The 10,780-nt window shown below is 65.7% G+C and carries 13 protein-coding genes; 8 read left to right on the top strand and 5 right to left on the bottom strand.

The window, feature by feature from the left end; genetic code table 11:
• Window positions 1-3 precede the first annotated feature (3 nt).
• Complete coding sequence (gene fabG / locus ABIC75_RS17030; protein ID WP_354015087.1) at window positions 4-741, top strand: 3-oxoacyl-ACP reductase FabG; 738 nt, start codon at window positions 4-6, stop codon at window positions 739-741.
• Between the two features lie 42 nt (window positions 742-783).
• Here the strand turns inward: fabG and ABIC75_RS17025 are convergent, their stop codons facing one another.
• From ABIC75_RS17025 to ABIC75_RS17015, 3 genes are read right to left on the bottom strand one after another with little or no spacing between them, the layout of a single operon-like run.
• Window positions 784-1,542 (bottom strand): glycosyltransferase family 2 protein, encoded by a 759-nt coding sequence (locus ABIC75_RS17025; RefSeq protein ID WP_354015086.1) that lies wholly within the window; start codon window positions 1,540-1,542, stop codon window positions 784-786.
• Window positions 1,539-2,336, bottom strand: coding sequence for a beta-ketoacyl synthase chain length factor (locus ABIC75_RS17020; RefSeq protein WP_354015085.1), 798 nt, complete (start codon window positions 2,334-2,336; stop codon window positions 1,539-1,541). Before ABIC75_RS17020 ends, ABIC75_RS17025 begins: the two co-directional genes overlap by 4 nt.
• The gene (locus ABIC75_RS17015) at window positions 2,333-3,532 is read right to left on the bottom strand and encodes a beta-ketoacyl-[acyl-carrier-protein] synthase family protein (protein ID WP_354015084.1); all 1,200 of its coding nucleotides are present in this window, start codon (window positions 3,530-3,532) and stop codon (window positions 2,333-2,335) included. The genes ABIC75_RS17020 and ABIC75_RS17015 overlap by 4 nt, the downstream gene beginning before the upstream one ends.
• Before the next feature lie 186 nt (window positions 3,533-3,718).
• Here ABIC75_RS17015 and ABIC75_RS17010 point away from each other — a divergent pair, with 186 nt between their 5' ends.
• The 3 genes from ABIC75_RS17010 to ABIC75_RS17000 all read left to right on the top strand — a co-directional run bounded on the left by ABIC75_RS17010 (window position 3,719) and on the right by ABIC75_RS17000 (window position 5,925).
• Window positions 3,719-4,429, top strand: a complete 711-nt coding sequence (locus ABIC75_RS17010; protein WP_354015083.1) for a YdcF family protein — start codon at window positions 3,719-3,721, stop codon at window positions 4,427-4,429.
• 76 nt (window positions 4,430-4,505) lie between these two features.
• Window positions 4,506-5,408, top strand: coding sequence for an oxygen-dependent coproporphyrinogen oxidase (gene hemF, locus ABIC75_RS17005; RefSeq protein WP_354015082.1), 903 nt, complete (start codon window positions 4,506-4,508; stop codon window positions 5,406-5,408).
• Between the two features lie 10 nt (window positions 5,409-5,418).
• Window positions 5,419-5,925, top strand: a complete 507-nt coding sequence (locus tag ABIC75_RS17000; protein WP_354015081.1) for a hypothetical protein — start codon at window positions 5,419-5,421, stop codon at window positions 5,923-5,925.
• A 72-nt stretch (window positions 5,926-5,997) separates the two neighbouring features.
• On the opposite strand, the gene ABIC75_RS16995 is transcribed toward ABIC75_RS17000, so the two are convergent.
• Complete coding sequence (locus tag ABIC75_RS16995) at window positions 5,998-6,657, bottom strand: hypothetical protein (protein ID WP_354015080.1); 660 nt, start codon at window positions 6,655-6,657, stop codon at window positions 5,998-6,000.
• Between the two features lie 145 nt (window positions 6,658-6,802).
• Between ABIC75_RS16995 and gpmA the strand changes: the two genes are divergently transcribed.
• A complete protein-coding gene (gene gpmA / locus ABIC75_RS16990) occupies window positions 6,803-7,546 on the top strand; it encodes a 2,3-diphosphoglycerate-dependent phosphoglycerate mutase (protein ID WP_354015079.1) in 744 nt (247 codons plus the stop codon).
• A 37-nt stretch (window positions 7,547-7,583) separates the two neighbouring features.
• Window positions 7,584-8,180, top strand: a complete 597-nt coding sequence (locus ABIC75_RS16985) for a DUF1453 domain-containing protein (protein WP_354015078.1) — start codon at window positions 7,584-7,586, stop codon at window positions 8,178-8,180.
• Between the two features lie 6 nt (window positions 8,181-8,186).
• On the opposite strand, the gene glnK is transcribed toward ABIC75_RS16985, so the two are convergent.
• The gene (gene glnK, locus ABIC75_RS16980) at window positions 8,187-8,525 is read right to left on the bottom strand and encodes a P-II family nitrogen regulator (protein ID WP_046971250.1); all 339 of its coding nucleotides are present in this window, start codon (window positions 8,523-8,525) and stop codon (window positions 8,187-8,189) included.
• A 188-nt stretch (window positions 8,526-8,713) separates the two neighbouring features.
• Between glnK and ABIC75_RS16975 the strand changes: the two genes are divergently transcribed.
• Both ABIC75_RS16975 and ABIC75_RS16970 read left to right on the top strand, forming a co-directional pair.
• Window positions 8,714-8,962: an accessory factor UbiK family protein gene (locus tag ABIC75_RS16975; protein ID WP_354015077.1), complete on the top strand. Its 249-nt coding sequence runs from the start codon at window positions 8,714-8,716 to the stop codon at window positions 8,960-8,962.
• Between the two features lie 166 nt (window positions 8,963-9,128).
• On the top strand, window positions 9,129-10,628 hold the full coding sequence (locus ABIC75_RS16970) for a YifB family Mg chelatase-like AAA ATPase (protein WP_354015076.1): 1,500 nt from the start codon (window positions 9,129-9,131) through the stop codon (window positions 10,626-10,628).
• The last annotated feature ends 152 nt before the right edge of the window (window positions 10,629-10,780 follow it).

Raw genomic sequence — 10,780 nt, 5'->3', positions numbered from 1 at the left:
GCCATGTCACAGGCCCATACTCCCCGTCGTGCGCTGGTGACCGGCGGCAGCGGTGATCTCGGCGGCGCCATCGCGCAGGCGTTGGCATCGGGTGGCTATCACGTCATCGTGCATGCGAATGCCAGCCTGGCCCGTGCCGACGATATTGCAGCCGCCATACGCGATGCCGGTGGCGCCGCGCAGTCGGTCACGTTCGATGTGACGGATGCGGCCGCCACGCGCCATGCGCTGGAGACCTTGCTCACGGACGGACCGATCCATGCCGTGGTCAACAATGCCGGCGTGCACGAGGACAGCCCGCTGGCAGGCATGTCCGAAGAAGCATGGCGACGCGTGATCGACGTGTCACTGCATGGTTTCTTCCACGTCACGCAACCTTTGCTGTTGCCGATGGCACGCGCGCGTTTCGGCCGTATCGTGTCGGTGAGTTCCGTGGCGGCGCAGCTGGGCAATCGCGGCCAGGCGAACTATGCGGCGGCCAAGTCGGCGCTGCATGGCGCCACGCGTTCGCTGGCGCGCGAAATGGCCTCGCGCGGCATTACGGCCAACGTGGTGGCACCGGGCGTGATCGAGGGTCGCATGATCGGCGAGGATTTTCCGCCCGAACGCATTCGCGAGATCGTGCCCGCCCAGCGCGCGGGCAAGCCGGAAGAGGTTGCCGCGCTGGTGGCTTTCCTGTGTTCGGATGCGGCCGGCTATATCAACGGGCAGGTGATAGGCGTCAACGGCGGCATGGTGTGATGACGTGCCGCTCGCGGGCTTGTGTGCCCCGCGTGCGGTTCCTCAGGTCACCGCCGTATCGAACACGATGGGCTGCGAGGCGCGCGAACGGCGATAGCTCGCCACCACGTCGCCATGGCGGATCACTTGCCCAATGGTGTACGTGGTAATGCGTGTCACGTCGCGGATCGGGCTGAAATGGCTGATGCGGAATTCGCCCTGGTAACGCGAGGCAATCGGTACCGATACCACGCCCAGGCCTTTCTGGCGCGACGCGGCAATCAGGATGGCCGCTTCGAATACGAAGTTTTCCGCGGGCAGGTCCACCAGATCGAGCGCGGCGCGTGGATACCAGCGCTGTCCGCTCTGCGTGTCGGCCACGGGTTGTGCGCAGGCCCACGAGATGCCCCAGTCGGCGACGGCGTTGGCGCGGCGACGGCCTTTGGGCTGCTGCTCGCGTTCGAGCAGCCGCGCGCCGATCACGATGTGGTTGGGATAACGTTGCGCTGCCGCGACGATACGAGGGATGTCGCTGGCCAGATGCTGGCCGTCGCCATCCATGGTGAGCACGGCGTCGAAGCCCTGGCGCAGCGCTTCGCGAAAACCGGTGCGCAGTGCTTCGCCCTTGCCGCTGCGCTGCGGATGACGCAGCAGCGTCACCGGCAGTTCGCGCACGATGTCGGGCGTGCGATCGTCCGAGCCGTCATCGACCACGATGACGGATACGCCCTGTTCCAGGACGGATTGCACCACTTCGCCGATCGCCGCCTCTTCATTGAGGCAGGGAATCAGCACGCACCAGCGGACATCGGACGTATTCAAACGGGTGTCTCCAACGCAACCCTCAAGGCCAGGGTTTCGGCAGCGGCGAGGGTGCACGCACCTTCGCCTTTAGCGAGATTCTGCATCAGCGGCCATGCCGATGCGGCGATCGGATTGCTTTCGTACCAGGCGCCGGTTGCCGGCGCTGGACGTAGAGCCTCCTGGGCATGAATCGCCAGATCAATGCCAAGGCTTGCCAGCGTGCGCGGCGTAGCGAAAGGTGAAAGCACCAGCGCGAAACCGAACGAGCTGCGCGTGCCGCTCATGTCACCCACCGGCCCGGTGCCCGCGATATCGCTGCATACCAGCAGTACCGGTCGCTGTTCGGTCACGCTGAGCGTGGCCGCTTCGAGCAGGCCTGCGCCCAGTGTGGCGCGACCGGCCGAGATCGCGCTCGAGGTCGCGTGGCAGCCGGTGGCGATGGTCCAGTAACCGGCCGGTGCGTTGTGCACGGAATTGTGGAAGCGCGTGGGCGAAAGCTCGGTCGGGGCGCTCGCCAGCGTGGCGCACATGTAGTCGGAAATCAGTTGATCGCCAAAGGTGGAGCTGAAGACGCAGGGCAACTCGCTCGCCGCATAGCCGCTCATGGCCACGGCCTGTCCGGCGACTTCCACGGCCAGCAGCACGCTTTCTGGCGCGCGCCGGCGTTCGTTCGGCGGCAAGGTGATGGCGGGCGGCCGCGCGGCCGGTGCCTCCACCGATGCGCCACTGAGCTGCGCCTGCAGCGCCGCGAAATCACCCAGCGCGGGCGACCACAAGCCGATGCCTTCCACGTGAATCTGCAGCCTGCTCATGCCGGTGCCCTTCCGAAGGCAAGGCAAGCGTTGTTGCCACCGAACCCAAACGAATTGCTCAAGGCCACGTTGACGGCGCGCTGCTCGCTCCGTAGCGCAAGCTGCGGTCCGCAGGCTTCGTCCGGATGCGTGCACCCAAGGTTGCCGGGAATCACGTTGTGGCGAATGGCCAGCAACGCGACCGCCGCTTCGAGAATGCCAGCCGCGCCGAGTGTGTGGCCGGTAAACCCTTTCGTGGAACTGGCGCGTGTATGGGTGGGAAAGGCGCGCGTGATCAGTGCCGCTTCCACTTCGTCGTTCTTCAGGCTCGCCGTGCCATGCAGGTTGATGTAATCCACCTGCTCCGCGCGCAGCCCGCCGCGTGCCAGCGCGTCGCGCAGGGCGAGCTCGGCACCGAGCCCCTCTGGGTGCGGCGTGGACATATGATGGGCATCACTGGCCTCGCCATAGCCGAGCAGACGCGACGCCGCCGGTGCGCTGGCCACGCGTTCGAGCAACGCAAAACCGGCGGCCTCGCCGATGGAAATGCCGCCGCGTGCCTGATCGAATGGGCGACACGGTTCGGGTGATACCAGCTCCAGCGCATTGAAGCCGAACAGCACGCTGTCGCACAGCGTATCCACGCCGCCCACGATCGCCGCGTCCGCCAGGCCCAGGCGCATCAGGCGCTCGGCAGTGGCAAACACCTTGGCGCTGGACGAGCAGGCCGTGGACACCGTCAGGCAGGGGCCTTCCAGCCCCAGCGCTTCGGCTACGAAGGCGGCCAGCGAGTGCGGCGCATGGATCGGCGGGCGACGCAGTTCGGCCGGCATGCGGCCGTCGCTGTCGAGGTGGCGGTAGCCCTCCTCAGTGGCGCCAATGCTTGCCGTAGAGGTGCCCAGCACCAGCGCCACGCGGGCCGCGCCATAGCGCTGGCGGGCGTCCAGGGCGCGCTCGATGAAGCCGTCCTGCTGCAATCCCAGCCACGCAAGGCGGTTGTTGCGGCATTCCCATGCCGCATGGGCGGCGGGCAGCGCGGCGTCTTCGACGCCATCGACACGGCCTATCCAGCACGCCAACGGTGCGCTGCTGAAGTCATTTTCACGTAGGCCGCCGTGGCCGGTGGACAGGGCGGCGAGATGGCTTTCGAGACCTTGGCCCAGCGCTGAAGTAACCGTATAGGCGCTGACGGCAAGGGGTTGGATCGGTACTGACATCGCGCGAGCCTAACGAGCGACTGCAACATTTCCTAGTCTGGGCGCACCGTACGCTTGAACGCGTTCATATTTGTCGTCTCCCTTTTGACGCCCGCTGGCGTCTGGCGTGACGGCCTCGCAGGACGCGGCGCCAGGCCCCGTGGGACACTGCGCCACCAACGGCTCCCCACCCTGCCCCAATCGACCGTGCCGCCCATCACCGCTCCGCTCAAGCGTGGCCCCTGGCGCTACCTTAGCGACCGGGACGTATTGCACGCCGCCGTGGTCACCGTGGCCGCGGTCGCCTTGAGCCTGGGACTGGTGTGGGTCGGCTACCTCGTTCATGTATGGCGGGTGGCGGCGCGCAGCCCTGTGACGCCCGGACAGCCCATGACGGTGCTGGTGTTCGGCCGCCGGCTGGTGCGGGACGCACCCGAAAAGGACTATCAGGCGCGCCTGCTGCGCGCGCTGGCACTAATGCGTTCGCATGACACCGAGCACGTGCTGCTGCTGGGCGGCCGCAGCGGCGGGGCCATCAGCGAGGCGGCGGCGGGCCGCAGCTGGCTGGAGCAGCACGAGTTGCCGCCGGGCGTGGTGATGCAGCTGGAGCAGGCCTCGGTGGACTCGCTGGAAAACCTGCGTCACGCGCGCAGCCTGCTGCAGGAAGACGGACCGGTCACGCGCGTGCTGCCGCCGGTGGCGCTGGTGACCAGTCGCTATCACCTTGCGCGTTGCCAGCTGCTCGCACGCAGGCTCGGTTTCCGCAGCGTGCCCATCGCGGCCGAGCCTAGTCTGGAGCTCAATCGCCGCTATGTCGTGCGGCTGCTGGCCGAGTCGGGTTACCTGATGTGGATCGACATCGGCATGCGCTGGGCGACCTTGATCGGCCATCGGCGCATCAGCGCACGCCTAAGCTGATGCGCGACTGCCGCCGCAGCGGCCCGCGCGCGGCGCTTGCTAAGCTTGCGGCCTTCGAACGACGACGGACCGCCCGATGAGCCAGCAAGCCGACCAAGCCGAATTGTTCCTGCGTGAGTTGCAGGATCGCATCTGCGCGGCGATCGAACAGATCGATGGCAAGGCGCGTTTCGAAGAAGACGCGTGGACGCGTCCTGCCGGCGGTGGTGGCCGTACGCGCGTGCTGCGCGATGGCGCCGTGTTCGAGCAGGCAGGCGTGAATTTCTCACGCGTCTACGGCAGCCAGTTGCCACCGAGCGCCACGGCGCATCGCCCCGATCTGGCGGGCGGCGGTTTCGTGGCCACCGGCGTGTCGCTGGTGCTGCATCCGCGCAACCCGCACGTGCCGACCACGCATGCCAATGTGCGCTATTTCGAAGCGAGCAAGGAAGGCGTGGAGCCGGTGTGGTGGTTCGGCGGCGGCTTCGATCTCACGCCGTTCTATCCGCGCGATGAAGATGTGCTGCACTGGCACACCGTGGCGCGCGACCTGTGCGTGCCGTATGGCGACGATGTGTATGCGCGCTACAAGAAATGGTGCGACGAGTATTTCTATCTCAAGCACCGCGGCGAAACGCGTGGCGTCGGCGGCCTGTTCTACGACGACTTGAACGAGGGCGGCTTCGAGCGCTGCTTCGCCTTCACCCGCGATGTGGGCCAGGGTTTCCTCGACGCCTACCTGCCCATCGTCGAGCGCCGCAAGCATGAAACCTACGGCGAGCGCGAACGCGAGTTCCAGCTGTATCGCCGCGGCCGCTACGTGGAATTCAACCTCGTGTACGACCGTGGCACGTTGTTCGGTCTGCAGTCGGGCGGACGCACGGAATCGATCCTGATGAGCTTGCCGCCGCGCGTGCGCTTCGAATACAACTTCCAGCCCGCGCCGGAATCGCCCGAGGCGCGGCTGAGTGATTACCTCAAGCCGCGCGATTGGGTGTGAACGTATCAACATGAAGCACGCATCGGGCACTCGCTCCCTGTCGGCATCTCGGCTTGGCCGTTGCATGCAACCAGGTTTGTTGTCGCTGTCGTTTGCAGTGCCTTTTTTTGGGCTGCTTTCGGCTGACTGGATATACAACGTCGCCGCGCCCTATCTGTCGAATGTTTCCGATACGGCGCTCGGTCTTTCCAGGGGCTGGCTGGCAATCCCACTGGCGCTAGGGGCTTGGTTGCTCGTTTTTTGGCTTACCCACCGCATCGCGGCCTCACCGCTTTGGCGTTCAATTTTCGCCAGTATCGTTGTCACCATCGTGGCAGCCATGATGTTCACCGTGCTCCTTGGCGGCTGGACCATTTGGGTTCCACGAGAGACCTATCATTTTTGGGATCATGTGAGTCACTCGGTTAACCTGTTTCCGTATCGCTTCGCGATCGCCACGCTTTCGGCACTCACGTGTAGTCTCGTCGTAACGTGGCGGCTGTCGGCACGCGATCGCCCCGGCACAAAAGACGGGTGAGCCCCGTGAGCTGGTGTGCACGGGGCGTCGGTGCCGTTGCAATGCGCTTGACTGCAGACGTTGAACTGGCTGCTAGTCCTTCGGTGCATCACCGCTGAACTTCACCGGCGTGGCGCCCTTCACCGCGCCGATCTGCGCACTGTCGCTCACCTGAAGCACTACTTCGCGGCGGAACTCCAGCGTGCCCTGCACCACGGCGTGCGGGCCGATCACCACGCGCGGCAGGCGGTTGTTGCTGCTCCAGCTCCAGCCGCCCGGCTTGTCGACGAGGATGCCGCCTTCCACGCGCGAATTGGCGCCCACGATCACGTCGCCGTTGGTGGTCTGCAGGCCGCCGCCCACGTGTGCGGCGTCGAGGTTGATGCTGCCGTTGACGTTGCCCACCTTGCCGGCGACATCGGCGCCCTTCTCAAGATGAATGCCGCCATTGGTGGTGCTGACGGTACCGGCCACGCGGGAGCCCGAGCCGAGGTTCACGCCGCCATTGACGGTATCGACCGCCGAGGCCTGCGAATGATCGCCAAGGTCGATCGAACCATTGACCGTGCTGGCCTTCTGCACCGTGGCGTTGTCGCCCACGCGCACCGCACCGTTGACCGTGCTGATGTTGCCGGCATGTTGGCCCGCATCCACGCGCGCGGTGCCGTTGACCTTGTCGATGTCGTTGTCACTGGCCTGTGCCACGACGGGCAGAGTCAGGGCGAGGGCGATGGCTAGCAGATGACGACGCATGATGAACTCCGTGACGATGATGACCACCCTAGGATGCACCGCTCGACCCCAGGGTTTAGCATGACCTTCGACAGGGGCGGCGCGTGATTTGACGAGACCGGGGCGGGGCCTCACCATCGCAGGTTTCCCGCCGCGAATTCCCGCCATGTACAAGCTCGTACTCATTCGTCACGGCCAATCCCAGTGGAACCTGGACAACCGCTTCAGCGGCTGGGCCGATGTGGACCTCACCGAACAGGGCATGGCCGAAGCGGCCGAGGCCGGCCGCCTGCTGAAGGCCGGCGGCTACCGCTTCGATGTCGCGCACACCTCCGTGCTCAAGCGTGCCGTGCGCACGCTGTGGGGCGTGCTGGATGCGATGGAGCAGATGTACCTGCCGGTGGTCACCGATTGGCGCCTCAACGAGCGTCACTACGGTGGCCTCACCGGCCTCAACAAGGCCGAGACCGCCGCCAAGTACGGCGAAGACCAGGTGAAGGTGTGGCGTCGCAGCTACGACATTCCGCCGCCGCCGCTCGATCGCGCGAGCAACGAGTCGGTGAGCGATCCTCGTTACGCCAACCTCGATCCCTCGATGATTCCCGACACCGAGTGCCTCAAGGACACCGTCGACCGTGTGGTGCCCTACTGGCATGACGTGCTGGCGCCCGCCATCGCTTCCGGCCAGAACGTTGTGGTGGCCGCGCACGGCAATTCGCTGCGCGCGCTGGTGAAGTACCTGGACAACATCTCCGAAGAAGAGATCGTCGAGCTCAACATCCCCAACGGCGTGCCGCTGGTGTACGAGTTCGACAAGGACCTCAAGCCGATCCGCCACTACTACCTCGGCGACGCCGACGCCATCGCGGCGAAGATGGCCGCCGTGGCCAATCAGGGCAAGGCCAAGTAAGTCCTGGCGCCATCGCGGGTGACAGGCGTCATCCGCGATGGTTGCATCCCGTCAGTCGTACGGGCGGCCGCGGGCCGATAAGCTGCCGGCATCCCATCACCTGGTGCCCGCGATGAACCCGAACATGATCTATGCGCTGATGATCCCGCTCATGGCGTTCGCCATCTGGCGCCGCGTGCGTGGCAGCTTCGGGCGGCAGCCGATCCGCCGCAAGCGCATGATCGGGCGCATCGTCTTCCTTAGCGTCATCGGCGGCTTGATCGCGCTGGGCGGGCTGCACAACGTCCGCCTGCTGGAAGGTTTGCTGGGTGGCGCCCTGGCCGGCGCGGCGCTGGGCGCGGTGGGCATCAAGCTGACGCGCTTCGAGCGCGATGCCGCCGGCAGCGACCTCTACATTCCGAACGCCTGGATCGGCGGCCTGCTCACCGTGCTGCTGGTCGGCCGCCTGGCGTGGCGCTTCCTGGTGACGATGCCGCAACTGCAGGATCCGGCCATGGCCCACAGCGCACCCGCCATGGGCAACAGCCCGCTGACCCTGGCGATCTTCGGCCTGACGATCGGCTACTACATCAGTTACTTCGCCGGCCTGCTGGTGCATCACCGCCGCTTCGAACGGGCGCAGCTGGCGACCTGAGCAAGATCAGAGCGCGTCGCCGTCCATCTCGCCCGTGCGGATGCGGATCACCTGCTCGAGCGAACTGACGAAAATCTTGCCGTCACCGATCTTGCCGGTCTTGGCCGAGGCCTGGATGGCCTCGACGACGCGGTCCACCTGTTCGTCGCTCACGGCCACTTCCAGCTTGATCTTGGGCAGGAAGTCGACCACGTATTCGGCGCCGCGATACAGTTCGGTGTGGCCCTTCTGGCGACCAAAGCCTTTTACTTCAGTCACCGTAATGCCCTGCACGCCCACTTCAGCCAGGGCCTCGCGCACATCGTCCAGCTTGAACGGCTTGATGACCGCAACGACCAGCTTCATGGGCTTTCCTCTTGATCGAACGAACGCCCGTCGCGGGCTCGGGAGCGGCATTTTGCCTGCCGAGGCGGGCCGCTGTCGCCTTTCGGCTTTCTGTAGGAAAATCCCTACACATAGAAGTGGAGCATGCCGATAGTGGCATTTAAAGACATGAACCTAAACTTCACCCTGACGAGTTCGAGGTGCTATCCATGATGGATAGGCAGGATATCGATCAACTTGCCCAGCGTCTTGTTTCGTTGGTTCCATCAGGATTGGCTCAGGCGCACCAGGATTTGCGCACCAACTTCGGCGATGTTCTGGCGCAAGGATTGCGCCGCCTTGACCTAGTCACCCGCGAGGAGTTTGACGTCCAGAGCCAGCTTTTGGCGCGCACCCGCGCCAAGGTCGAGGCTCTGGAAAAGCGAATCGCAGATCTCGAGGCTGGTGCGGGCACCTGACTAGCGGGTGCGGCACGGGCCCACGTCCCGGGAGCCGCCCCCGATCCGTCACCCTCACCCCGAGAACGATCGGGGGCGGCTATTTTTCTCTGTAGGCCGCTTGAGGGAGTTGCTCCGTGTTTCAGCCTGGCAGCCGCTCCCGCGCCGTACGTATCGTGCGAGCGACATGAGTCTTGCCGTCACCCTCAGCCGAGCCCAGGAAGGCGTGGCGGCGCCCCAGGTCATGGTGGAAGTCCATCTATCCGGCGGCCTGCCGGGTACCAATATCGTGGGTCTTCCCGAAGCTGCCGTACGCGAAGCGCGCGACCGCGTTCGCGTGGCCATCCAGAACACGGCGTTCGAATACCCCAACCGCAAGGTCACGGTGAATCTTGCGCCGGCGGAATTGCCCAAGGACGGTGGGCGGTTTGATCTGGCCATTGCGCTTGGCATCCTCGCCGCGGGTGGTCAGGTGCCGCGAGAGAAGCTGGACGATTGCGAATTTCTCGGCGAACTGGCGTTGTCGGGCGCCTTGCGCGGCGTGTCGGGCGTATTGCCAGCCTTGCTGCGAGCACGGGCGCGCGGTCGTCGCGTGGTGGTGCCGCGGGCGAATGCGGCGGAAGCGGCGCTGGTGTCGGATGCCGAAGTGCTGGTCGCCGACACCCTGGCCGATGTCTGCGGATGGCTGCGCGGGGCGCAAGACCTCGCACCGCCTGGCGAAGCCTCCAGCATTTTCGACGAAGTCACCGGCCCTGATCTTTCCGACGTGCGCGGCCAGCTGCAGGCAAGGCGTGCGCTGGAGATCGCCGCGGCCGGCGGCCACCACCTGCTGCTGCTGGGACCACCGGGCACCGGCAAGACCATGCTGGCCGAGCGCCTGCCGGGCATCCTGCCGCCGCTGAGCGAGTCCGAGGCGCTGGAAACCTGCGCCGTGCTTTCCGTGGCCGGACAGTCGGTCGATCCGAAATTCTGGCGCCGTCGCCCTTTCCGGGCCCCGCACCATACGAGCTCCGCCGTGGCGCTGGTGGGTGGCGGGGCGTTGCCACGTCCCGGCGAGATCTCGCTGGCCCATAACGGCGTGCTGTTCCTTGATGAATTGCCGGAGTTCGGGCGTCACGTGCTGGACGTGCTGCGTGAGCCCATGGAGTCGGGGCACATCGTGATTTCGCGGGCCGCACGCCAGTCGACGTTTCCGGCGCAGTTCCAGCTAGTGGCGGCGATGAACCCGTGTCCCTGCGGTTATGCGGGCGATCCGCGCAACCGCTGCCAGTGCACGCCCGACCAGGTGCAACGCTATCGCGGCCGCATTTCCGGCCCCTTGATGGACCGTATCGACCTGGGCATCGAGGTGCCGCGCATTCCGCTTGGGGAACTGGGTGCATCGCGTGGTCCCAACGATGAGGACTCGGCCACCGTCCGGGCGCGGGTGATCAAGGCACGCCACCACGGCCTGATGCGGGCCGGGCGCGCCAATGCCGAAATCAGTACCCGCGAACTGGAACGCGATTGCGCGCTTGGTCCGGCGGAGCGTCACTGGTTCGATGCTGCGCTTGAGCGGCTGGGGCTGTCCGCACGCGCCTACCACCGTACGCTCCGGGTGGCCCGGACTATTGCCGACCTGGATGGCGGCGCGGGTCTGCTGGACCGCACACACCTTGCCGAGGCCTTGATGTATCGGCGCTTTTGAAATGTCGGGCCATGCCTAATGGCCCTTGCGGGTAATTTTTGAACTGACGGGTATTGACTTAGGTCGTCGCGAGCGTATTATCTGTACCCGCTAGTTCTGCATTGAACTATGCCTGCCACCCCGGTATCGGTACTCCCTCCCCCTCCCCCGTC

Origin of the sequence: Dyella japonica, assembly GCF_040545895.1 — a bacterium.
In the GTDB taxonomy this organism is placed as follows: Bacteria; Pseudomonadota; Gammaproteobacteria; order Xanthomonadales; family Rhodanobacteraceae; genus Dyella; species Dyella japonica_D.
The sequence above is the reverse complement of the archived record's forward strand: the minus strand, read 5'-3'. Positions and strand labels throughout refer to the sequence as shown.

Coding starts and splice junctions, on each gene's coding strand:
- fabG (WP_354015087.1), top strand. CDS start 4: ATGTCACAGGCCCATACTCCCCGTCGTGCGCTGGTGACCGGCGGCAGC.
- ABIC75_RS17020 (WP_354015085.1), bottom strand. CDS start 2,336: ATGAGCAGGCTGCAGATTCACGTGGAAGGCATCGGCTTGTGGTCGCCC.
- ABIC75_RS17015 (WP_354015084.1), bottom strand. CDS start 3,532: ATGTCAGTACCGATCCAACCCCTTGCCGTCAGCGCCTATACGGTTACT.
- hemF (WP_354015082.1), top strand. CDS start 4,506: ATGAGCCAGCAAGCCGACCAAGCCGAATTGTTCCTGCGTGAGTTGCAG.
- ABIC75_RS17000 (WP_354015081.1), top strand. CDS start 5,419: ATGAAGCACGCATCGGGCACTCGCTCCCTGTCGGCATCTCGGCTTGGC.
- ABIC75_RS16995 (WP_354015080.1), bottom strand. CDS start 6,657: ATGCGTCGTCATCTGCTAGCCATCGCCCTCGCCCTGACTCTGCCCGTC.
- gpmA (WP_354015079.1), top strand. CDS start 6,803: ATGTACAAGCTCGTACTCATTCGTCACGGCCAATCCCAGTGGAACCTG.
- ABIC75_RS16985 (WP_354015078.1), top strand. CDS start 7,584: ATGGTTGCATCCCGTCAGTCGTACGGGCGGCCGCGGGCCGATAAGCTG.
- glnK (WP_046971250.1), bottom strand. CDS start 8,525: ATGAAGCTGGTCGTTGCGGTCATCAAGCCGTTCAAGCTGGACGATGTG.
- ABIC75_RS16975 (WP_354015077.1), top strand. CDS start 8,714: ATGATGGATAGGCAGGATATCGATCAACTTGCCCAGCGTCTTGTTTCG.
- ABIC75_RS16970 (WP_354015076.1), top strand. CDS start 9,129: ATGAGTCTTGCCGTCACCCTCAGCCGAGCCCAGGAAGGCGTGGCGGCG.